The organism is Listeria farberi (assembly GCF_014229295.1).
GTDB lineage: Bacteria > Bacillota > Bacilli > Lactobacillales > Listeriaceae > Listeria > Listeria farberi.
This window is the reverse complement of record NZ_JAARZL010000001.1, coordinates 250,554-272,773: the sequence shown is the minus strand read 5'-3', so window position 1 is coordinate 272,773 and position 22,220 is coordinate 250,554. Positions and strand designations below refer to the sequence as shown.

The window sequence follows — 22,220 nt, the reverse complement described above, 5'->3', positions numbered from 1 at the left end:
TGCGGCATTCGCAACTGAACTATCCTTCAGGCGGTAAACTTTTACCCAGCCTCTTTTATCATAATAATCCATCCACCAAAATTAGCCAATTGTGAATGTCTTACCTTTGTTATTAGAGTAAGTATAACTCAACTCTTCAAGGCTATCCTGTTTTAATTATGATTCAAGCTAAAGCTTCTAAAGAACGAGTCACTTCTTCTCTAATTTGCTTTTCACTGTAGTAAACATTAGGTAATTTCAAATCTTCTTCACTATCAGAGAATCTAGCTGCCATATCAGACACATTCCCTAAAATTGTGTATTCTTCCTTTGATAATTCATCATAATCTATTTCTAAATCAAAAATTTTCATAAACTGATTTGTAAAGGTGCTAATCTCTATTTCTCCATTATCCAGTCCATTTAATAAAAAGTATAGTTGTTCTTTTTTTGTCATAATAATTCTCTTCCAATATTATTTTGATATAGCGGACAATGGTCCCAATAGCCTTCTTTCAATGTTCGAACTGAAACTGCTCTATCTAGATTAGCCATATGCTCATTTATTTTGTCTGTATAATTAAATATATCCTTTCAAATTTTTGATATTAACAGTTTCTAGTATTTATGCAATTATAGAAATTCCCTTTTGACAATTAAGTCTATTGGTTAAAGAATTCACCACATTTTATGATTCACAGTATATCTGCAACCTGTCTACTTCAAAAGAAATATAATGCCCTACTAAATGTTTATAGTCTTCCAATAAGTCACTTGTAATGAAAAATCCTACATCTAATACGTTATCCTCTAATAATTCCCCGAAAAGCATGTAACTAAAATTATTAAGGTGCTCAATTCTTTTTATTTGTTCATTTTTCTGTTCTGTAATTTCTAAAAAATCATTAGTAAATATATCTATTTCTGCTTTATATTCTTCGCCTATCTCTAATTCTTGAGGCGAGACATTAAAAGCAACTACTTTTTGCTTATTAATCAAAAGTTCTACCTTCTCTTCAACAAGAGAATCAATTTTATTTACTGCTATTAAATTATTCATAAGTTCCCTCCTATTTAATTGGATTGATAACAGGGATATTTTCCCCATTATTCATCATTTTCCAAAACGTTTTACCACTTTCAACATGATAAGTGGTAATTTCACCTAAATTATTAGTCCCAACAAACTCAAATTTAGCATAACTCTTTATCGGAACACCTTTAGAATTAGTTAGACTGCTGTTTTTCATAAACCTAACATAGCCTGTTCTAACCTCACCTTTATAATTATACTGCACTTTTATTCCGTTCTTTATAACATAATTAGCCCCTGCCAGGTATTCATCAGCACTAGAGAAAACTTTACCAAATTCTCCGCCATGGTTGGAAAAATGAGATTTTAATTTTTCTGTATTTCCAAAATTAGCCTCATTGGCTTTTTTAGGCATTATTGGCTTATTTCTAGCTGCTGCAATCCCAAACCCTAAACCTAATGCCATATCCGTTAACCCTGCATCATCTGCCCAATCTTTCATACTAGCAACATAAGCAGATGACCGCAGTGTGGCTCCAGAAAATCCAGATACTTTTTGACTATTTAAATAGTTGATACCCGCTTTCCATCTTTTTCAAGTAGCCACATCATCACGGTTTCATCTTGACTATTCACATATGTATAGGATAACACGGTGTAATCTTCCAAACCATCCGGATACGGGTCTTTATCATTTTCTTTTCGTGCCGTATCGAGTGCTTTTTTCATAAGTTGTAGACTGTTTGCCGTACTTTTCGGCACGGAGTAAGTACCTGTTTTATCATCAAAAGTGACATGGTGTAACAACTCTTGCACCGCGCGTCCGGTCGCTGAAATAAGTTCATCTAATGCGCTAAAAAAAAGGCTATGACTTTGTTCAAAAGCTAAATATTTTTCTAAGATATTCTCCTTATAACATCAGTTGCGCACGGCTTTTGTTCTATTTAGTAAGAAGTAGCCCTACAGAGGATATTTAAATGAATAAATTAACATTTTTTGTCATATACTATCTCAGTATGAAAACTGTAGTTCGATTATATGATCTACGTTCAACTAAATTTCTTCACAAAAAACAGTTTCTTCGAATTTATCCGTATAAACATAATTAGTTTCACATTGACTAAATTTTATAAACTGATTTCCGCTATTTAATTGATGTTTTATCAACTTTTGATTTTTTACATCTGATACTTCGATTTCCCCATCGCCTCTTTCCGTATGGTAAATAATTGTTAATACCCCTTCGCTTTCACTTGTTTCTTTTTCTACTACCCATTTACTTAACTCCATAATTACTCTAGCTTCAAGCTGTGTATTAAGAACACGCTGGAATTTTGCAATTACATTTCACAATGAATCTAGCTATTGGCAACTTTGTTAGAAGGTTACAGCTTATTAGTCAAGGCTTTAACACTTGATTCCCATTCTCGTGATAAAGTGTCTTTTTGATTTATAAATCTTTTATTTCTATATCTACACCTTCTTCTATAGCTTCTTCCATAGCTTCTTCTAATACACTTATTAGATTTTTTCCATCAGTTGTTACAAAATATTGGGCTAAATTAGTAATATCCTCACTTATATGTGTCCCCCAAGGTGGAGTCTTGTCCAAATCTTCGGCATCCCATATAATTTTTTCGGGAGAAATTTCACCCAATCCTAATTTAATTTCTTTCATTTCCTTTAGAGCAATTTCAACTTTTTCTTTTGACAAATAACCAGCGTACATATCTTTCATTACAACAGGGAATTTGCTTCCCCAATTCATATTTTCTAAGTTTACACATACAGTTGAAAAGAATGAATGAAAGAAATCACCACTCCCAATAGAAAACCATAAAAAATCTACTTTAATACCTACAGCCACATTATTCACCTCTTAAATATTATTTCTACTTTAACACCAGATTTCTCTAAAATTTTACTTCTAATATTTTTCAGAATATCATTTGATACGTTCTGACCTCTAACATCTATTAAAATAGTTTGATCTGTTCCAGTTGGTAAATTAGTTAGTCTTTCTTTTATCTGTTTAGATACGTTATTAATTAAGTTGTTTTGTCCAGAAATGGTTTGAACATTATAATTTTTAACTTCTATACTATGTCCTTGTTTATATAACTCTGGGCGAGAACTTTCTTTAGTTCCATAAGGTACTTCTTCACCATTTAAAAAAGATTTTTGAGAATCATATTCTTTATAATCCAATTCTGCATCAATTTCAGATTGACGCCAACTTGGTCTCTTTGGAATATTTTCAGCCTTTGTCATTATTGCTTTATTTCTAGCAGCTGCAATCCCAAACCCTAAGCCTAATGCCATGTCCGTTAACCCTGCATCATCTGCCCAATCTTTCATACTAGCAACATAAGCAGATGACCGCAGTGTGGCTCCAGAAAATCCAGATACTTTTTGACCATTTAAATAGTTGATACCCGCTTTCCAAGAATCATTCACTTTTCGTTCGAGTTCTTCTCCAGAAAGGTTTGTATAAAGAAGTGGGTCTAATTCCTGGCCATGTTTTTCTAAGAAATCTTGTAATTCCTTGTTCTCTACCCGTTTTCCATCTTTTTCGAGTAGCCACATCGTCACGGTTTCACCTTGATCATTGACATAAGTATAAGCTAACACAGTGTAATCTTCAAAGACTTTCGGAAATGGGTCTTTGTCATTTTCTTTTCGTGCGTTATCCAGTGCTTTTTTCATGAGTAACAAGCTGTTTGCCGTACTTTTCGGCACAGCATAAGTGCCTGTTTTGTCGTTAAAAGTCACGTGATGCAGCAATTCTTGCACCGCACGTCCGGTTGCTTGAATGAGTTCGGTTAATGCACTAAAAAACTGACCATGACTTTGTTCGAAAGCTAAATATTTTTCTAGGATGTTCTCTTTTTCGATGGCCTTCAGTAATTGTGTGTGGACACTTCTTGATTTTATTGCATAGACTTGTTGCATATCTGGCTTGGTGTTCGGCGCCGTCAATTGCCGGTGTAAATCTTCTTCTTTTCGCTGTAACTGGCGAACTTGAGCCATCGCTTCTTGTAAGATTTCTGCATCAATTCTGGCAGAAGGCGAACTATCCACTTGGCTCCCGAACTCACGAATGTATTGCGCGAGTCGCTCTTCGCTTTCATCCAATGCTTCGATGATGCTTTGGGAAATACTTGTATAGGTACTCGTAAAATACCGTTTAGAGGTACTAACCGCTTCCCCTTTTAAACTATTGTCCTGGGCGTAATCCATCGCTGCTTCTTTGATTTTTCTAATCATCGCTTTGGCTTCGGCATTACTACTTCGCAAACTGTGGAGAAAGTCATTCAATTCGGCAATATCAATCCGGCTCACTTGCTCCACTCCTTTTGCAAGGTGGCTTGTTTTGTTTCTAGTGTGTGGAGCCTGGCCTTATTTTCTTGTAATTCCGTGTCTAAATCGGTTCTTTTATCTTGGAGATCCTTCCTCCAAGCCCCGGACTCTTCCTGCTGCTGCTCTTCTAAATAACGATGAAAACCACTGGCTTCTTCTCCTTGCCAGCCACTGCGTAAAAGGTCGAGTAAAGCCAGTTTTTCTTGTTCTAAGCGGTTACTGTCCTCTTCAAGCCAGTCTTGTTCGTTTTGTTTTCTTCTCGTTTGGTCGACATTCGTTTCTGCCGTTATTTTCGCTTTTTTAATTTGTAGGAGTTGTTGTTCTAGCTGACTGTGGGCGCTATCCAATTATCGCACCTCCAACTGATTGATTTTTTGTCCCATCAATTAGTCTTGTTTAGCGTAAGCAATACCCATTTTCTTTAAGCGACTCGCATCTTGCTTGGTCACGCGTTGAAAATCTTCCACTACATCCACCAACTCAATCAATGCCGATCGCAATTGATCTATCGAATTGGCTCTGGAGTATGCCATGTTCCCGTTTTTTAAGGGTAAATAACTCCCCGAACTTTTACTTGCCAATTTGCTTGCGTGTTGTTGGAAGGTCCTTTCATTGACTTTTATTTCTCTCATCTGTTTGCTTCCTTTCTATGTATAATCCCTCCCCTCATTATAGCACCGGTAACGCGCTTCTTTTGTGAGCGTTTTGTGAATCTATTTATTAGGAAATAGCATTACATAGGATATTTAAGTGAATAATTTAACATTTTATGTCATATACTATCTCAGTATGAAATCAGAATGCCAATGTTTCACATCATTTTATTCAACCTAACTCAAGTATATTGAGTTAAATTCATTGCTAATTATTCTTTATGGTATAAATGTATAGTTTTTATAGGCTTTCCAATAAGTCTTCTCTTGCATATATGGTTAGAAGCCCTATTAATCAGCCATTCGTTATAAAAAACAGACTGGAAATAAAGTAATTTCTACTTTATTTCCAGTCTAAAATGAGCAATGCTCCACTATTTAATTCCCTTAAACCAAATTCCCCACAACTTTCACGCGCAATCTTGTCGCATTGCCCGGATGATACGCCAATGGGATTTCTTCCACTTCCACCACTTCAATCGAGTCAGTCACTGCGCCGGCAAGGGTTGCTTGTTCTCTTGCTTTTTGCTCGGCATCTTTGAGCGCTTCTTCCCGCTCGATTTGAGAATAGATGTAAATTTGTTCATATTGTCCGCTAATTTGGGAAATGGATGCGCCGATTGCGTTGGCGACTGGGCCGTTTTTGTCGCGGAAAATTTGTGCGACACCAGAGATTTCGTCTGGAATAATAACGCTACCACCGCCAACAAGAACTAGGCTTACACTCCCTGAACTTGTTTTCATTTTATCAATCGCATCTTCAGTCATGTCAGCGATTTTTTTATAGACTTTTTTGGCAAAATCGGTTGGGATGTGTACGACTAATTCAGGGTTACCGATTTCTGCCATACCTAGACGAACCGCGATGTCCGTTGTGGTTATTGTTTTACCTCCGAAAACTAGTGCTTCTTCGGAAATGCGGTAGCCAACGCTATCTGGTCCGATTGTTATGTCGCCATCTTTTTCGCGAATGATGCTTCCTCCGCCAAGCCCGATGGAAATAATATCTGGCATTCTAAAGTTCGTACGCACTCCGCCAACATCAACCGCAAGCGAGGACTCTCTAGGAAAACCATCCGTAAGCACTCCAATATCAGAAGTTGTGCCACCAACATCGAGAACCATCGCGTCTTTAAGTCCCGCCAAGTAAGATGCACCGCGGATACTATTCGTTGGTCCACAGGCGATCGTCAAAATCGGGAATTGTCTTGCATAGTTTAGTGACATTAAAGTCCCGTCGTTTTGGCAAAGATAGATTTCAGCGTGTTCAATTCCTTCTTGTTCTAGTGCTTTTTCAAAACCATCACTCGTTGCCGCAATAACTTTGAAAAGAGCTGCGTTTAGAATCGTCGCGTTTTCGCGTTCAATCAGTCCAACAGAACCTACGGAAGAGGAAATTGAAACCGGAATATCTGCGCCTAGTTCTTCTTCAACAATTTTTTGAACAGCTAATTCCTGATCGTTTTTCAAGGAAGAAAAGACGCCAACAACTGCGACAGATTCCACTTCACCTTTCCAACTAGCTAAGGTTTCACGAATTTCTGCTTCGTTGATTTCTGATAGCACCTGACCATCGTACTCATAGCCGCCACCAGTTAATTTATATTTTCCAGACAAGAAGCCAACCATGTCTTCCGGCCAAGCTGTATATGGTAAAACGGATGCTGTTGCCGGATAACCTAAACGAAGGACTCCGACTTTTGCTAATTTTTTACGTTCCACAATCGCGTTTGTACACTGCGTTGTTCCAAGCATGGCGTGCGTTACTTTCGAGCGATCAATGCCCGTTTCGCTCAATACGCGATGAAGTGACTCTGTAATTCCTGTTTCAATATCTTCACTCGTTGGCATTTTTACACTATGGATAAGTTTTTGATTTTCATCTAAAATGACGGCATCGGTGTTTGTACCGCCAACATCAATTCCAATTTTATACATGACGGCGTTCCTCCTTTTTGACAAGTTCTTCTAGTGGTTCAAAATCGACATCATAGCCGAAATAGCGTGGTCCAACTGTTTCGATACCTTTGTCCGTTCTCCAAGCATCATCAGCTGGTAGTGCCATCACGCGGACACGTTTTCCGTATTTGAGCGCTTCCGTTGTTACTGGCATCAGCGTTTCAAGGTCTACCATGCAAATTAAATCTGGTGTAATCGCTATTGGTTCGCCATTTTTCTCCGCAACAAGATTTTCGTTTTGGAAATGGACAATGACTTCGCTACCCGTGTCTTTGTTTAGTCCGTCGATTTTCACGCGACCAAAGTTGAAGCCAGCACGCGTTTCCCGAACAACATCGGTAATTTTCCCTTCGAACAAATGATAACCGTGCGTTACATCTAATAGTTTTTGTAGTTTTTCCGCTTCGTCCATTGAAGTTTCACGGATTACTTTACCGATTTCTTCCGATAGCGTCACGATATTTTTAATACTGCTTTGCTTAATTTGCGCGCCGTTACACGGATACAGGCTCACAAGAGAACTCGCGCCCATTTCGACCGTTGTCACACGTGCAAGTCGTTCGGTCCATTTATTATCAATCGTTTCCATGATGCCAATATTACCTTTTTCATCGGTGATAGCCATTGGTGTTGCGGAAATCCCGTCTAGATGGAACGTCACCATTTGTAGTTCTGGAAAAGCTCGGCCCATGCCGTCACAGTCCACCATTGGCAAACCTAGTTGCGCAGCCACAACGATTGGGATCATTGAGTTTACTCCGCCAGCTTCCATTGGAAATGTTCCTTTTACTTCTTTGCCTACATATCTACCTAACTTTTCAAATACACGAACGAATTCGTCGCCTTTAGGAAATTTTTCAATGAGTACAGATGGTGCCCCCATCATCGCGGCTGGAATGAAATAATCATCATCCGCAATTTCTTCTGGGGATAGAAGTTTAATTGGTCCATGTTTTTTAATTGCAGTTAATGCCATCATCTTGCCTATATATGGGTCCCCGCCGCCACCAGTGCCAAGAAACGCGGCACCAATCGCAATATTTTCAATAGCTTGTTCATCTAAATAACGCATTTATTTCCCCTCCAAATTTTCTACATTGTTGGTTTTTCCGCTCAGCACTTTTGCCCCAACTAAGTAAACAGCTAGTGACAAGATAATGCCGATAAGTGGTTGATTTGGTAATTGTGGTAACGCTGGGAAAAATGTCAAAATGACTGGAATTCCCGCGATGACTGCACCAACTAACCAAGAAGTTACGCCGAGCCAGTTTACGCCTGGTACTGGTGCCCATTTGGATTTATCACCTTTTTGAACAATCCAGTAAGAAGCAATCATCACTCCTGCAACAGGTGGCACCATCGCGGAAAGTACGGACATAATCGGAACAAAGTGGTCCAAAATTCCGATAACTGCGAGTATTGTTCCCAGTCCGCCGGCAATCGCTACAGCTACCTTATGATATTTTTCTGAGATATTGAATACATTGATGATTGCAATTCCGCCTGAGAAAGCATTTACTGCATTGGTAGTCCAAGCGGCAAGGATCAAGCCGATAATTCCAAGAACTGGTAACCCTAGATTAGTAAATACGACAGAAATATCTGCTGTACCTGCTGTTAAGGCAAGAACCGCGCCTACCGCAATCATTAGCACACCTGATGGCAAAATCCCAACAATAGCTGCTTTTACAACGTCTTTACGTGATTTCGTATACTGCGAATAATCCCCTGCAATAACTGCCCCTAAAGCAAACGAGCCAATTGTAATAGCAAGTCCCGTCATAAACGACATACTTCCTGCTGGTTTATAATTTTCCACAATAGCTAGTCCGCCATCGTTTAAAGAAACAACAAGTCCATAAATACATACAAATAATAAAACTGGAACTGCAATATAATTTAAAATACTCAAAATACGAATACCATAAATAGCTGAAAGTAACATAATCACTCCCCAAATCAAGGAAGAAATCGGAACTGGAAGATTGATACCATAAATTCCTAAAAACTGTGAAAATGCCGCCCCGCAAACATTGGCTTGAATTCCAAACCAACCAAGACAAGCAATCGCCAGCAGAATTGAAATAATTTTCTTAGATCCTTGTTCCCCGAAAACTTGTGAAGCTACACTAACTGCTGGAATTCCTAAGTCACTACTTTGCATTCCTTGATATATCATAAATAAGACAATAACGCCGTATCCTAAAAGTGCTATTAAAATGGCTTCCCATAAAGGCATGCCTGAAATAAGTGTTCCTCCTACAAGAAGACTCGGAACGCATATCATTGCGCCGGTCCATACAAATGCCAAACTCTGCCAGGATTGTGTTTGCTCTACTGTTTTCTTCTCTGTCATTTTGTTTCGCCCCTTTTCGTGAAATAGTTGTATTAATGACTAATTATATAAGAAATAGCTAGCATTTGTATTTATCAGAATTGAAAAAAAACAGCGCAATCTTTGTCATTTTGGACAAAAACAGCGCTATTTTTATTTATTATTGTTTGTTTCGCCAAGCAAACGTCGAATTGCTACTGCTACATACAGGTTATAGGACTCTGGAATTTTTGTTGCTGGATATTGCAATAACTCATTTATCCGTTGAATTCGGTATTTAATCGTATTTTTGTGGAGAAATAGTATATCTGCTGCTTGGTTATAATTCGATTCCCCTTCTAGTAAAAATACCGAAAGCGTCTCAATCAGCTCGGCATTTTCTTCCAAAGGTTTTAACGGTTTCATTTGTTCCGCAATTGCAAGTTCTCCTCGACCGACTATTTCGACGCATTTCGCTGCAAAATCGAATTCTTGGAGCGAATATATCGACTTATTAGCGTAAATTGCATTCGCTGCATTTTTATATTCATTTACTAATGAATAAGCGTTTTGGACATCTGATGTTTGTTCCATACCTTGGCAAACGGTGATTTTTAAAGCTATTCCGATTTTCTGCATCATTTCAGCAAATGCTTGAGCCGTATGTGTCCGGTCTCGTTGCGAGACAGAATTATCTAGAAGGACGACGATATTATCTTCAAATAAATCAATCAGCGAAACATTGAAGTGACTAGAAACATAGCTTTTCAGTTCCTTTAATACTAGTTCATTGTCACGAACAGCTTCAGGTTTTACAAGCCACATCCATTTAATAGAAGAAACATCGACATTTAGAATTTTTCCAAGTCGGCGCATCTTGACACTTTCATCATTCAAAATAGCCTTCATTAGTTCGGTTGTACTAATTTCGACATAATTTTTGCCCCATAAATTCATAAATACTTGGACAACTTCGCTAATTTGCATAGCTACATCGATGGTTAATGCTCCTTTTTCTTTCATCATAAATAAGTGCATTGCCTGCATGCCATCTTGAAAAATCGGTCTTTTAGCTGTATAAAAATCTCGTTCGTCTAGAGTCAGCTGGACAAGTTCGTGCTCGTTTATATGTTTTGATGCTTCAATGACTCTTTCAAAATCCCAGTGACGGGTCCGTGGCCAAGTGATGGAATTAATGACTTGGAAGGAATTGTCCGTTAAAACTAGTGAGACATGCGTCCTATCAGATAGGATTTTCAGTGTCGTATCAATGTTTCGTTGTGGTGGTCTTACACTCGAAATTTGTTCTAGCGACTCAGTTACAAAGTTTGTATCAGTCATTTCTTGCCTTACAATAGCTTCAACTACCTCATAAATGACTTCACTATACCTAAGCGACATCTCATTTTCCGGCATAACAATAATGGTAAAATCGAGTTCATTTGCAAAGTCCACTAGCTTTTGGTCAATTTTAGGGACAAATATTCCAACATAGTAAAGTATTAAAGCGACTTCACCCACCTTATGTAATCGTTCAATCGTGCGACACTGCGCCTCGACATCATCCCGAATATTTACAAAAGCCGATACAACTATTTCACTGCCATAAAATTCATCATTATCAAATAAATCATCTTCTAAAAGAGCTACCTCTGTATATTCTAAAACAGAAATAGACGAAACAAGCTTAGATAATCCTGATTTACCAGATACTACTTTCGCTTCTTTTAAAGATGGTAGTTTCATTAAATCTGCTAATTTCACGCTCAAAGTTCGCCACCTCCAGTTATTCTAAGTGTAAACAATCTCTTTAGAAAAGTCCATGCCACCTTAAATCTTTTACATTCCAGGCCTATTATAGTAGCATTAAACCATGAATAAACATATTCTGACTAAAAACATAAGAAAAGAAACGGAGGCAAATTATGTCTACAGAGCCATCCATTAAAATAAATGAAATTATTAATGAAGTTGAAAAAGTTATCGTCGGTAAACGACATGTTGTTAAATTAAGCTTAACAGCCCTATTTGCAGGAGGTCATGTATTACTTGAAGATGTTCCTGGTGTTGGTAAAACAATGATGGTACGCACGTTAGCAAAAACAATTGGAGTTTCCTTTAAACGAATTCAGTTTACACCAGATTTATTACCGGCAGATGTAACTGGAGTTTCGATTTTCAATCCAGAAACACGTGAATTTGAATTCCGTCCAGGCCCAGTCATGGGTAATATTGTTCTCGCAGATGAAATAAACCGTACGGCACCGCGCACTCAGGCAGCTTTACTTGAAGGTATGGCGGAAAGCAGCGTGACAGTTGATGGTATTACGCGCAAACTTGCTGACCCTTTTTTTGTTATGGCGACACAAAATCCGATTGAGTATGAAGGGACTTATGCACTGCCAGAAGCCCAATTAGACCGTTTTTTACTTAAAATCAACATTGGTTATCCGACTGTGGAAGAAGAAATGCAACTACTTACTTTAAAACAATACCAAGACCCACTTGATCAAACAAAACAAGTTGTAACCTTAGAAGAATTAGTAACGCTAAAAAATAAAGCAAAACAAGTCTTTATTGATGATGTTTTAAAAAATTATATCATTCGCTTAGTGGATGCGAGCCGTAAACATCCATCGGTTGCGCTAGGGATTAGTCCACGTGGATCACTCGCATTTATGCAAGCTGCTCAAGCTTTCGCACTTATTGAAGGCCGAGACTACGTTATTCCTGATGACATTCAGTATTTAGCGCCTTATATTTTCACCCACCGTCTCATTTTGAAGTCTGAAGCTTATTATAATGAAGAAACAGCCGAATCCATTATTGCTTCCATTCTGAAAAACACGTCAGTCCCGGTAGAGAAGAGGTAACAAGATGTTAAAAAAACGTCTCCTATTAGCATCTCGGTGGATTATTATGCTAATTATTTACGCTGGACTTTGGGCTTATACGCTATTTCAAGGTGATACAGCTAGCTGGTTCTTAACCTACTTTTTTAGTTTTATCTTGTTATTTTTACTTTTGTCCTCGATTTACCCATTAAAAGCGTGGAAAGTAAATCGAAATTTCGTTAAAAATACCTACCATGATGGTGATTTAATTGATATGCAAGTATCATTCTCTCGAAAATCACGTTATCCAGTAGGTTATTTGCTATTCCAACAAAAAATACCCGCTAGTTTTGGTAAAATAAGTGCTCGTCAACAAGTAGTATATCCGCTTTTTAAAAAGCAATTCACGGTGACACTTACTGGAATTGTAGGCGTTCGTGGGATTCATTCATTTCCGCCAGTGGATGTAGAAACTAGTGATGCATTCGGTTTGTTAGAGCGTTCGCGCCAACTTTCTTCAGAAAAATCGCTCACTATTTATCCAACCTATTTTCCCGATGTCTTAGAAAAAATTAGTGAAGCTTCTCCAGAAAATGAACGCAATGCCACTTATTGGACGCTTAAGAAAAACAGCAATTTGCACAGTTTGCGCGAATTTTCTTTGGGTGACCGAATTTCCCTTATCGATTGGAAATCTTCTGCTAAAAGCAATCAACTGATGACTCGAGAATTTGAAAATAGTGCGACATCGCGTTTATCTGTCATTTTTTACGGAGCGAGTCATCCCAATTTTGAATTATCACTTCGGGCAGCTTATTCGTTTATTCGCAAAATCTCCGAAGACAATGGAGAAATTCGCGTTACACTTTTAGGTGACCAAACGAGTAAATTTGCTCCAGCGAAAGGTACAAGTAGGCTTCAGGATATTTCGACTGCTTTTGCAGAAGTCGCACCCGTAGATAACTTAACGTTGCAAGAATCGCTTGATAATAATTTACATTCTGGCGAGAAGATTCTTCTGTTTACACCGTGCATAGATACCATGTTAATGCAAAAAGTGACTCGTTTAACAGATAACAAACAGCTGCAAATCATTACTTTTCAATCAGAGCATTCTAAAGCGATGGATACTCCAGCGATTTTCCTTGAGCCGGCAAGTCTTCTAAGCAGATGGGAGCGTGAAACTCAATGAAAAGATATTTAACGCTCGTCATGCTATTTATTCTATCTGTTTTACTTATCTCTGAATGGGTTTATCCATTCGCTGAACTAACAGAACTCTCTACAGCAAACTGGATTATTTTATTTATAACCCTTTCACTCGGCAGTTTTTTCCTCCGTTTGAAATATTATTGGACGATTCCACTTCATATCGTGATGATTATTTTCGTCTCTGGAATTTACTACGCTAAAGGTGGTATTCTGGCAGGCAATTGGTTTAGTTCTTTTTTCCAAATCACCTTTAATGGTTTTAGAGATATGGTACTGTTTCGCTCGTCCGATATTTCTATGGACTTTATTTTAATCGTTTTTTTAATTGCTTTATGGCTTTTGAGTTATATTACTACTTATAGTATTCTGCGCAAACAGCGGGTTATGAGTGTTTTAGTTTTAACGGTTGCCTATTTAGCGGTTATTAATACCTTTACAGATTATAACAGTAATTGGGCCATCGTCCGGACTGTATTAGAAGGATTTTTATTACTTCATCTTGCACTGGCAAGTCGAATTGCAGCGCCAAATAGAATTAGTGCGGACTCCTTGAAACGTAATGGTTTGTTTTATCATATTTTTGTGATATTGTTACTGGCCGTATTTGTTTTTAGCTCGTTAATACTTCCGAAAAGAGCACCAATTTTCCCTGATCCAATACCGACGATAAAAAATGCGCTTGGGATTAATACAACACGCACAGTTGGTTATAGTGAAGATGATACAACGCTTGGTGGTGCTCTCAAAAAGGATAACGCTACTGTATTCACGGCCCGAGCGGAAAAAGGTCACTATTGGCGCGTAGAATCGAAAACGGTCTATACTGGCACCGGCTGGGCAAATGCAAATTCCGCGGATGTCATATCTTTTTCTTCCGGTGATAATTTCCCGATTCAACTTACAGAACAAACAACTGGTGCTACAAACACAGCCGAAATTAGTTTTGCTTCTTCTAGTGATTACATGCCTTATCCATATGGAACGCAAGCGGTTAATGGCGCAGTGGATTCATTCAGTGCCAATTTAACCATTGAGCGAGTTGGACCTGTGGATACAATCAAGAATTACACGGTTCAATTAAAAACACCTGTTTATAACATTGAAAAAATGCAGAACGCCGACTTTAGTACACTTTCTAACGCTTTTGTTTCCCAATATACACAAACACCAAAAGACTTACCAGATCGGGTGACAAAACTGGCCAATAAAGTAACAAAAGACGCCGATTCAATCTATGACAAAACGAAAGCAATCGAAAGCTATTTAAGCACTTCTGGCACATTTACTTATAGTACAGAGGATGCGAAAGAAACGCCTATGGGAGCGGATTATGTCGATCAATTTTTATTTGAAACACAAATTGGTTATTGCGATAATTTTTCTACTTCCATGGTAGTTATGCTTCGTTCGCTTGGAATTCCAGCTAGATGGGCCAAGGGCTACACACCTGGTGAGGGCGAGAAAAAAGAGAATGATGCTAAAACGACTTACACGATCACAAACAACAATGCCCATTCTTGGCCGGAAGTATTTTTCCCAGGAACTGGATGGGTTCCATTTGAGCCAACAGCAACATTCTCCAATCCCGAAAATTTCCAAGAACCAACAACTGAAACAGCTAATAAACCCGAAACGCCTAATGATAGTACGAGTACGCCGGAAACACCAAACACACCTGATAAGACACCAGAACAAGATAACGGCAGCAGCTCCACAGGGGAAACTCCGAAAAAAGAAGAAACTAAAACAGAAAAAGCGACCTCTAATTTCGAAATCCCTTCTTGGGTTTGGTGGATTCCTGCTGGACTAGTTGTGGTATTGCTCGCACTGGCTGTTATATTTAGGCGCAAAATCCGTAGCTATTTACTGCTTCGTTCTCTGAGAAATAGTCCGGAATTTGGCAAAACCTATCATAGACTCGTGAAACTTCTTGCTTCCTATAGTTATATCCGCGAATCGAGTGAAACGTTACGTCATTTTAGTGCCAGAGTAGATGCTGATTTGACAACGACAGAATTCTCGCGACTAACCAAAATGTATGAAGCACAACTCTATAGTAATAACTTAACGGAAAAAGTGATAACTGCGGAGGAAACGCAGCTTGTTCAACAAATTATCGCTCATTTAACTAAATAAACAGAGAAAAAAGCGCCTACGGAACGATTCATGGCGCTTTTTCTTATGTAATATTTTTATTTTTTCACCATAAATATGCGATAATATTAACATGAATAAAATAAAGGAGACTTGAAAATGACAACTATTTTCCCAAAAGAACAAAATGTCACTCCCCTTTTCGAACAGATATTGGCTAATCCAACAGCTTGCAGACGTTTCAAAGATGTATTTCTTGATAATTTAGAGAGCTATCAAGAGACGCGTGGTTTTGAAAAAGATGATACCCTTTTTGCCAAAATTATTTTGTCGGCTTATAGGCAAAGTGATGTAAGCGCCTTGTTGTTAGGTGTTTGCGGAAAAACACTATTCGAACTTCTCAGACAAGCTATTCTTATTCCCAAAAAATTAACAGTGGATAACCCGTTCTTTTTAACAGATAAAGAAGGTAATTTTATAGCCAAAAAGGACGATATTTCTAACCGCGAACAGGAAAAATTTCAAGAAATTTATCAATCGGATTTGCATCACTTTGAAACAACGATTTTCTTAGTAGACGATGATGATATCGTTCATTCCTACGAGCCAGATTTTTCGATTTCCACCAAACGAATCAATAAAAAAAGAGGGATACTAGTGCTTTATTCCCTTCCAAATACTTTAAAACTAGAAATGACTGAATCCGAAGTCTATGCGTTTATTTGGAAAACTTTCTTGCATATACAGGAAATCATTCCATCCAGCCGAATTTTCTACGGACAAGAAACATCAGAAAATGCAGATGAACTTGGCGTATTTCTTCCAATTCACCATTTTGAGAAAAAAATGCTGCAAAATATTGAGCAAGTTAATGAGCTAATTGACGCTCTTCGCGAACAAATGGTTAATAAATAAGACAAAAAGGATGAAAAATCATGGCAAGATCTAGACAAATTTCAGAATCAATCAGGTTGGGGCTTTTACTTGCACTGGCTGGCGGATTTATGGATGCTTACTCTTACATTGAAAGAGGCCAGGTATTTGCTAATGCGCAGACTGGGAATATACTTTTATTTGGAATTAATATTTCAGAGGGGAACTGGACTATCGCTTTTCAATATTTTTGGCCGATTGTCTCTTTTACGGTCGGAATCGCATTATCTGAAGTGATTCATCGGCGCGATATTAGGCGTCTTCACTGGCGTCAGCTTTCTGTTTTGATAGAAGCAGTAATTTTGATTGGGGTCGCATTTATTCCACTTGATCATAATCTGATTGCCAATTCACTCATCTCTTTTGTATGTGGTATTCAGGTAGAAAGTTTCCGAAAAATGCATGGTAGAGGGGTTGCGACGACGATGTGCATAGGGAATTTGCGAAGTGCTACGCAAAACTTATGTGATTATTTCGAGTACAAGGAAAAACAATATCTTCACAATAGTTTCTTGTATTTTTCGGTTATTCTTAGTTTTATTATTGGTGCCGTAGTGGGGAATTTCTTTATCCAGCTATTTGCTCAATATGCCATTCTTGTTTGTGCATTTTTACAGTTTATCGCCTTTATGATGATGTTTATTGATAGAGAAAGCAAGATTATCTAAAAATGCCAACAAAATGATTTCTCACTTTGTTGGCATTTTTTTATTTTACTTCTTCATCTACTTTTTTAAATTCGAAGTTCTTCATCCATTTTTTATTTTTGCGAATGGAGAAGTAACCGATGATAGATATCACAAAAGCGCCGAGGAAGTCAACGAACAGATCGCCCATTGTATCAGCAACTGCTGCATGACCTTGAAGCATCGTTCCATCTTCTAGCATCGTTTTTTGCATGTTCATTCCAAAGCTATCGGCTGCAAATTCATAAAATTCCCAGAAAACACCCAAGAATACAGCAAAGCTACAAGCAAATAATGCAACAAAAACCGGACTCATCGAAAGGGTAATCCGTTCATCATTATTCAGTAAGCTCACAATAGAGAACCCAAGTCCCCCAAGCATTGCTCCACTGAATGTATGTAAAATCGTATCCCAATTAGGAATTAAATAATAGAAACTACGTACTTCGCCAAGATAAATGGCACAATATAAGAATACGATAAATACAATATACATCGCATTCGGAATGACGAATTTCATTTTTTTACTAATGATGGATGGTAAGAATAGCACTACCACTCCAAGCACACACTGCATAAGCATAAGTGAGTAGTCGCCCTTTGTTTGTTGTCCTTCTGGAACATTGCCAGATGGTGCTGTAATTAAATTAACCGTTGCATAAACCATCGAAACTACGAGCGTTACTAATACAAAAATAGCTAAAATCTGTGCCCAGTTCCATTTTCTTTTCTTTGTTTTGTCCTTCATGAAGCGTCTCACCCCTTTTTAAAATATGTATTCATTATAATCTATGTGAAGCGAAAAAAGAAGTTTAAAATAAGTCTGTCGCTTCTTCGTCATTATTCTGAGGCAACTTTCTGTTTGAAATCATCTATATTTACTGTTTGCACATATATTATTTTATTTTTGCTTTACCAGTATTTTTTAATTTGTTACACTAAACTCATAATAAATCTATCTTTCAAATGGAGGAAAAACGATTGAAGAAAGTATCATCTTTATTAACACAAGAACAATTTTGGAATATTATCGACAACTCTGACAAAGGCAGCAAATTGGAAGAATTACTAGAAAAATTGAGTAAAGAGGAACTTTTTGGTTATAATTATTGGTGGAATTACTACCATAAAAAGTCTTATAATCAGTCACTCTGGGCGGTAGCTTATGTAGTATTAGGAGGTTGCAGTGATGACGGATTTGACTATTTCCGCTATTGGTTGCTAACGAGAGGAAAAGCGGTTTTTATGGCTGCGATGGAAAATGCAGATACGCTTTGTGACGAATTCGATTTATTAACAGAAGATGAATATCCAGAAAATGAAGAAGTAGCTTATTTAGTGATGGATGTATTTGAGAACAAATTCGGCAAAGACTATGACGATGCTGAAATTGAAGCGTCAAGTAAAATTAATTTTGAGGAAGTAACACTGCCTAACATTGATTTTAAGTGGGATGAAGATGACGAAGATTCTATTAAAAAAGTATGCCCAAACACTTTTGCAAAATGGTGGGACAACGACAAATTCTAATAAAAAACACGGAAATCCAGTAATGCGGACTTCCGTGTTTTTATTTTTATTTCAGAAAATCTTGTAAAGCTTTCGCATTTGCGGCTACGTCATCTAAACGTAGAACTGCTCCTGCACCATCAATTCGCTCATTATGCCATTTCCCTTCAACTGGGATAGCGAATTTTTCCATTGTTTCTGTTTTTCCTAGTAGAAAATCTGCGCCAATTGACATTAATGTGCCGGTCGGGATATTGGTAGAAGAATAACCTTGTAATTTTCCAATGACATCTGGAATTTTAGTAACATCTCCAACATCAATGGCTTGTTCTTTCAAGGCTTCTAACACTTGCTGTTGACGGCGAATTCGTCCGAAATCTCCTTCTGCATCTTTACGGAAACGAGCATATTGTAAAAGTGTTTTTCCGTCCATTACTTGCTCACCTTTTTTAATGTTTGCATCGATATTTTTCGACATATCTTTCTCTGCGTTGATTTTGATTCCTTCCGGTGCAAGCGTATCAACAATCTTAGGGAAACCTTCGAAATTAGCTACCACATAATACTGCACATCTACACCAAAATTTTCTTTAATCGTTTGGCGGACTAGTTCTGGACCACCGTATGAATAAGCAGCATTGATTTTATTTTTGCCATGACCTGGAATATCCACATACGTATCACGCATGATTGATACTAATTTTGGCGTATTTGTTTTCGTATTATAATGCGCAATCATCAAGCTGTCAGAACGCCCTTGGTCTGCGCCGCGAGAGTCACTACCAATAAGCAGTACATTAATCGCGTCGCCATCTGCTTTAACTCCATTAAATTTGTATTCTTTTAATTTACTATCATTCTGTGCTTCATTTAAGCTCGATTGATATTGAAAATAACCTATAACTGCAACTACACCAACTAAAATTAATAGGGCTACAAGAATTGTACCAAAAATTCTACCTTTACGTGCCTTTCTTTTTTGTGCATGTCTTGCCATTTTTCACACCTCATTTATTGTAACTTACCTCCATATTACAATAAAATGACAAAAAAAGAGAGCGATATTTGCATAAGATTTTCTAAAGATTAGAATAAGCCCTCTAAACACAATGTTTTAGAGGGCTTGGGGTGCATTCTATAAAGTGCTATCGCTATTAGTACTATCACTAGTTCCAGAGTCCGAGCTATCATCTGAAGGCACCTGTCCAGGTTCACCAGACGGGGGCGTTCCACTTGGGGTACCACTTCCTCCAGGACCTTGCATCGTTCCATTACTATTTTCCGGGGTATTTTGACTAACTGAATACAGCTGATAACTTAAAACACTAATAATTATGACAGAAAGAATACTGACAATAATCGTGCTCCACTTCCATTTATTGTGGATACCATTCCCACGAATAATGACCTTCTTTTCTGGCTGTTCCATCTCTTCCATCCAACATCATCCTTTCGTTACCACTACTTTACCAAGCAAATAAGAACAAAGTATGACATGAATTAGAAAAAAATATGTCAGTCAAATCTAAAGTTTTCTTTAATTTTTTCAACTTTTTCTGAAGTGTTTGGTATAATTAGTTGAATAAAACATGAATTAAGGGGTGTATTATGGCCAATTTAAATGGGAAAAAAGGTAACAACAAGAAAGCAATTATCATTGGAAGTATTGTTGCTGTTGTCGTCCTCGCAGGTATTGCCATTTATTTTTTCATCCAAAATCAGCATAAAGATGAAAAAAGCGCTTTAGCAGCCGCAGAAACTTTTACATCAAATATCGCTAAAGAAAAGTACGACAAGTTGGGGAGTAGCGTCTCAAGTGAATCCTTGAAAAAAGTAGAATTTACAAAGAAAGAAATGGAAGACAAGTATCAAGCCGTTTACGACGGAATTGGTGCGAAAGATATTAAAGTCAAAAATTTAAAGTCAGTCTATGATGACAAAGAAAATAAATTCAACTTAACATATGAACTAGAAATGCGAACAAGCCTAGGAAAACTCGCTACACAAAAATACAAAACCACTATTTCCAAGCAAGATGATGACTGGAAAATCGACTGGAAACCGGCACTAATTTTCCCAGGGATGGTGAAAACAGATAAGGTTCGAATGACAGAAGATGATGCAGAACGTGGTCAAATCGTTGACAGAAATGGCAAACCACTAGCAACAACAGGGCAATTTGCTGAAGCTGGTGTTGTTCCTTCCAAACTTGGTGAAGGCGATGAAAAAGTTAAAAACATTACTGATATTAGCAAAAAACTAGATATTTCTACAGATTATATTAACAAGCAACTCGACCAAAAATGGGTACAAGCAGATAGTTTTGTGCCACTAGTTACTTTAAATAAAGATAAACTTCCAGAAGCAACAGGTCTTACTTACGCTCAAAAAGAAATGCGAACGTATCCATTAAATGAAGCAACCTCGCATTTAATTGGCTACGTCGGTGAAGTTAGTGCTGAAGATATTGAAAAAAATCCAAAACTCAGCGTTGGCGATGTCATTGGAAAAAGTGGCTTAGAACGTTACTATGACAAGCAATTACGCGGTAAAAATGGTGGAGCAATTAAAATCATCAATGATCAAACAAAGCAAGAAGATACTTTACAAAAAATCGATAAAAAAGACGGCGAAGAAATTAAACTAACTATTGATGCTGATGTTCAGAAGAAAGCTTTTGATAGCCTTGGCTCTGAAACTGGCGCTGTAACAATGATTAATCCAACAAACGGCGAACTATTAGCATTAGTGAGCACACCTTCTTATGATGCAAATCAGATGGTACTAGGAATCACTTCCGAAGATTACGCAAAATACAATGACGATGAACGCCTACCTTTCTTAGCAAGATACGCGAATCGTTACGCACCTGGCTCTACTTTTAAAACGATTACCGCAACGATTGGACTGGATACTGGAATTACAAAACCTGATAAAGTCCGTGAAATTTCTGGATTAAAATGGCAAAAAGATGCTTCATGGGGCAAATACTTTGTTACTCGTGTCCATGATGTTCCAAAAGTAAATATGACGGACGCACTTGTGCATTCTGATAACATTTATTTCGCCCAAGAAGGTTTAGAAATTGGCAAAGATAAACTAACTGCTGGCTTGAAAAAATTTGATTTTGATAAGGAATATAACTTACCTTTCACGATGAAACCAGCACAAATTTCGAATGACGGGTTGAATTCAGAAATCCTACTAGCTGATACGTCTTACGGACAAGGTGAATTACTGATGTCACCAATTCAACAAGCGATTGCTTACTCGGCTATTGCTAACGACGGAAAAATGCCTTATCCAAAACTAGATACAAAAGAAAAAGCTGGCAAGGAAACACAAGCAACCGAAGCCTCATCTGCTAACCAAGTCAAAGCGGCTTTAGTCAAAACTGTTTCTGACCCAGCCGGCACAGCGCACGCCCTACAAATTCAAGGTCATAGTATCGCAGCCAAAACCGGTACAGCCGAACTAAAAGAAAAACAAGGCGAAGATGGTCTAGAAAATGGCTTTGTTTACGCCTTCGATGCCGACAATCCAAATTACCTCATGGTAGGAATGATTGAAAACGTCAAAGGTCGCGGCGGTAGCGGACTTGTAATCGATAAGTTAAAACCAGTTATTGAAGGTATGTATAAATAAAAAAATCGC

The 22,220-nt window shown here is 37.8% G+C and carries 21 protein-coding genes and 1 pseudogene; 7 read left to right on the top strand and 15 right to left on the bottom strand.

What is annotated here, in order from left to right:
• Positions 1–163: 163 nt before the first annotated feature.
• The 12 genes and pseudogenes from HCB38_RS01325 to HCB38_RS01270 form a co-directional block, all read right to left on the bottom strand.
• A complete protein-coding gene (locus HCB38_RS01325; RefSeq protein WP_185620088.1) occupies positions 164–436 on the bottom strand; it encodes a hypothetical protein in 273 nt (90 codons plus the stop codon).
• A gap of 231 nt (positions 437–667) precedes the next feature.
• Positions 668–1,039 (bottom strand): UCP019853 family protein, encoded by a 372-nt coding sequence (locus HCB38_RS01320; protein WP_185620086.1) that lies wholly within the window; start codon positions 1,037–1,039, stop codon positions 668–670.
• 10 nt (positions 1,040–1,049) lie between these two features.
• Positions 1,050–1,924 (bottom strand): annotated as a pseudogene (locus tag HCB38_RS01315) (hypothetical protein); the annotation flags it as partial.
• A gap of 141 nt (positions 1,925–2,065) precedes the next feature.
• Complete coding sequence (locus HCB38_RS01310) at positions 2,066–2,302, bottom strand: hypothetical protein (RefSeq protein WP_185637317.1); 237 nt, start codon at positions 2,300–2,302, stop codon at positions 2,066–2,068.
• Positions 2,303–2,462: 160 nt separating this feature from the next.
• Positions 2,463–2,879 carry an Imm70 family immunity protein gene (locus HCB38_RS01305; RefSeq protein ID WP_185620083.1) on the bottom strand — a complete coding sequence of 139 codons (417 nt, stop codon included), beginning with the start codon at positions 2,877–2,879 and terminating at the stop codon, positions 2,463–2,465.
• 5 nt (positions 2,880–2,884) lie between these two features.
• Positions 2,885–4,354, bottom strand: coding sequence for an LXG domain-containing protein (locus HCB38_RS01300; protein WP_185637315.1), 1,470 nt, complete (start codon positions 4,352–4,354; stop codon positions 2,885–2,887).
• A complete protein-coding gene (locus HCB38_RS01295; protein WP_185619752.1) occupies positions 4,351–4,719 on the bottom strand; it encodes a ribonuclease P in 369 nt (122 codons plus the stop codon). The genes HCB38_RS01300 and HCB38_RS01295 overlap by 4 nt, the downstream gene beginning before the upstream one ends.
• Positions 4,720–4,758: 39 nt before the next feature.
• Positions 4,759–5,004 (bottom strand): DUF3130 domain-containing protein, encoded by a 246-nt coding sequence (locus tag HCB38_RS01290; protein WP_185637313.1) that lies wholly within the window; start codon positions 5,002–5,004, stop codon positions 4,759–4,761.
• Positions 5,005–5,412: 408 nt separating this feature from the next.
• On the bottom strand, positions 5,413–6,963 hold the full coding sequence (locus HCB38_RS01285) for a hydantoinase/oxoprolinase N-terminal domain-containing protein (RefSeq protein ID WP_185637311.1): 1,551 nt from the start codon (positions 6,961–6,963) through the stop codon (positions 5,413–5,415).
• A complete protein-coding gene (locus HCB38_RS01280) occupies positions 6,956–8,056 on the bottom strand; it encodes an S-methyl thiohydantoin desulfurase family protein (RefSeq protein WP_003728093.1) in 1,101 nt (366 codons plus the stop codon). Before HCB38_RS01280 ends, HCB38_RS01285 begins: the two co-directional genes overlap by 8 nt.
• Positions 8,057–9,340, bottom strand: a complete 1,284-nt coding sequence (locus HCB38_RS01275) for a cytosine permease (protein ID WP_185637308.1) — start codon at positions 9,338–9,340, stop codon at positions 8,057–8,059.
• A 132-nt stretch (positions 9,341–9,472) separates the two neighbouring features.
• Positions 9,473–11,068: a PucR family transcriptional regulator gene (locus HCB38_RS01270; RefSeq protein ID WP_185637306.1), complete on the bottom strand. Its 1,596-nt coding sequence runs from the start codon at positions 11,066–11,068 to the stop codon at positions 9,473–9,475.
• Between the two features lie 155 nt (positions 11,069–11,223).
• Between HCB38_RS01270 and HCB38_RS01265 the strand changes: the two genes are divergently transcribed.
• The 5 genes from HCB38_RS01265 to HCB38_RS01245 all read left to right on the top strand — a co-directional run bounded on the left by HCB38_RS01265 (position 11,224) and on the right by HCB38_RS01245 (position 17,039).
• Complete coding sequence (locus HCB38_RS01265; protein WP_185317989.1) at positions 11,224–12,171, top strand: AAA family ATPase; 948 nt, start codon at positions 11,224–11,226, stop codon at positions 12,169–12,171.
• A gap of 4 nt (positions 12,172–12,175) precedes the next feature.
• Entirely contained in the window at positions 12,176–13,324 is a 1,149-nt protein-coding gene (locus HCB38_RS01260) for a DUF58 domain-containing protein (protein WP_185637305.1), read from the top strand.
• Positions 13,321–15,480 (top strand): transglutaminase TgpA family protein, encoded by a 2,160-nt coding sequence (locus tag HCB38_RS01255; RefSeq protein ID WP_185637303.1) that lies wholly within the window; start codon positions 13,321–13,323, stop codon positions 15,478–15,480. The genes HCB38_RS01260 and HCB38_RS01255 overlap by 4 nt, the downstream gene beginning before the upstream one ends.
• Before the next feature lie 117 nt (positions 15,481–15,597).
• Positions 15,598–16,353, top strand: a complete 756-nt coding sequence (locus HCB38_RS01250; RefSeq protein ID WP_185637301.1) for a DUF4866 family protein — start codon at positions 15,598–15,600, stop codon at positions 16,351–16,353.
• 20 nt (positions 16,354–16,373) lie between these two features.
• A complete protein-coding gene (locus HCB38_RS01245) occupies positions 16,374–17,039 on the top strand; it encodes a YoaK family protein (protein WP_185637299.1) in 666 nt (221 codons plus the stop codon).
• 40 nt (positions 17,040–17,079) lie between these two features.
• Here the strand turns inward: HCB38_RS01245 and HCB38_RS01240 are convergent, their stop codons facing one another.
• The gene (locus HCB38_RS01240) at positions 17,080–17,805 is read right to left on the bottom strand and encodes a DUF2238 domain-containing protein (protein ID WP_003721237.1); all 726 of its coding nucleotides are present in this window, start codon (positions 17,803–17,805) and stop codon (positions 17,080–17,082) included.
• Between the two features lie 233 nt (positions 17,806–18,038).
• Here HCB38_RS01240 and HCB38_RS01235 point away from each other — a divergent pair, with 233 nt between their 5' ends.
• Positions 18,039–18,587, top strand: coding sequence for a DUF4240 domain-containing protein (locus HCB38_RS01235; protein ID WP_185317984.1), 549 nt, complete (start codon positions 18,039–18,041; stop codon positions 18,585–18,587).
• A 46-nt stretch (positions 18,588–18,633) separates the two neighbouring features.
• Here the strand turns inward: HCB38_RS01235 and HCB38_RS01230 are convergent, their stop codons facing one another.
• Both HCB38_RS01230 and HCB38_RS01225 read right to left on the bottom strand, forming a co-directional pair.
• Positions 18,634–19,563 (bottom strand): LCP family protein, encoded by a 930-nt coding sequence (locus HCB38_RS01230; RefSeq protein WP_185317983.1) that lies wholly within the window; start codon positions 19,561–19,563, stop codon positions 18,634–18,636.
• Positions 19,564–19,701: 138 nt separating this feature from the next.
• Positions 19,702–20,004 (bottom strand): hypothetical protein, encoded by a 303-nt coding sequence (locus HCB38_RS01225; RefSeq protein WP_185317982.1) that lies wholly within the window; start codon positions 20,002–20,004, stop codon positions 19,702–19,704.
• Positions 20,005–20,174: 170 nt separating this feature from the next.
• On the opposite strand from HCB38_RS01225, the gene pbp4 reads away from it, so the two are divergent.
• Positions 20,175–22,211: a penicillin-binding protein PBP4(5) gene (gene pbp4 / locus HCB38_RS01220; RefSeq protein WP_185317981.1), complete on the top strand. Its 2,037-nt coding sequence runs from the start codon at positions 20,175–20,177 to the stop codon at positions 22,209–22,211.
• The last annotated feature ends 9 nt before the right edge of the window (positions 22,212–22,220 follow it).

Excerpts from the sequence above, each read along its gene's own strand:
- HCB38_RS01260 (WP_185637305.1), top strand. The coding sequence starts at position 12,176 with ATGTTAAAAAAACGTCTCCTATTAGCATCTCGGTGGATTATTATGCTA.
- HCB38_RS01280 (WP_003728093.1), bottom strand. The coding sequence starts at position 8,056 with ATGCGTTATTTAGATGAACAAGCTATTGAAAATATTGCGATTGGTGCC.
- HCB38_RS01230 (WP_185317983.1), bottom strand. The coding sequence starts at position 19,563 with ATGGCAAGACATGCACAAAAAAGAAAGGCACGTAAAGGTAGAATTTTT.
- HCB38_RS01240 (WP_003721237.1), bottom strand. The coding sequence starts at position 17,805 with ATGAAGGACAAAACAAAGAAAAGAAAATGGAACTGGGCACAGATTTTA.
- HCB38_RS01255 (WP_185637303.1), top strand. The coding sequence starts at position 13,321 with ATGAAAAGATATTTAACGCTCGTCATGCTATTTATTCTATCTGTTTTA.
- HCB38_RS01285 (WP_185637311.1), bottom strand. The coding sequence starts at position 6,963 with ATGTATAAAATTGGAATTGATGTTGGCGGTACAAACACCGATGCCGTC.
- HCB38_RS01275 (WP_185637308.1), bottom strand. The coding sequence starts at position 9,340 with ATGACAGAGAAGAAAACAGTAGAGCAAACACAATCCTGGCAGAGTTTG.
- HCB38_RS01265 (WP_185317989.1), top strand. The coding sequence starts at position 11,224 with ATGTCTACAGAGCCATCCATTAAAATAAATGAAATTATTAATGAAGTT.
- HCB38_RS01310 (WP_185637317.1), bottom strand. The coding sequence starts at position 2,302 with ATGGAGTTAAGTAAATGGGTAGTAGAAAAAGAAACAAGTGAAAGCGAA.
- pbp4 (WP_185317981.1), top strand. The coding sequence starts at position 20,175 with ATGGCCAATTTAAATGGGAAAAAAGGTAACAACAAGAAAGCAATTATC.
- HCB38_RS01250 (WP_185637301.1), top strand. The coding sequence starts at position 15,598 with ATGACAACTATTTTCCCAAAAGAACAAAATGTCACTCCCCTTTTCGAA.
- HCB38_RS01225 (WP_185317982.1), bottom strand. The coding sequence starts at position 20,004 with ATGGAAGAGATGGAACAGCCAGAAAAGAAGGTCATTATTCGTGGGAAT.
- HCB38_RS01290 (WP_185637313.1), bottom strand. The coding sequence starts at position 5,004 with ATGAGAGAAATAAAAGTCAATGAAAGGACCTTCCAACAACACGCAAGC.
- HCB38_RS01320 (WP_185620086.1), bottom strand. The coding sequence starts at position 1,039 with ATGAATAATTTAATAGCAGTAAATAAAATTGATTCTCTTGTTGAAGAG.
- HCB38_RS01325 (WP_185620088.1), bottom strand. The coding sequence starts at position 436 with ATGACAAAAAAAGAACAACTATACTTTTTATTAAATGGACTGGATAAT.
- HCB38_RS01245 (WP_185637299.1), top strand. The coding sequence starts at position 16,374 with ATGGCAAGATCTAGACAAATTTCAGAATCAATCAGGTTGGGGCTTTTA.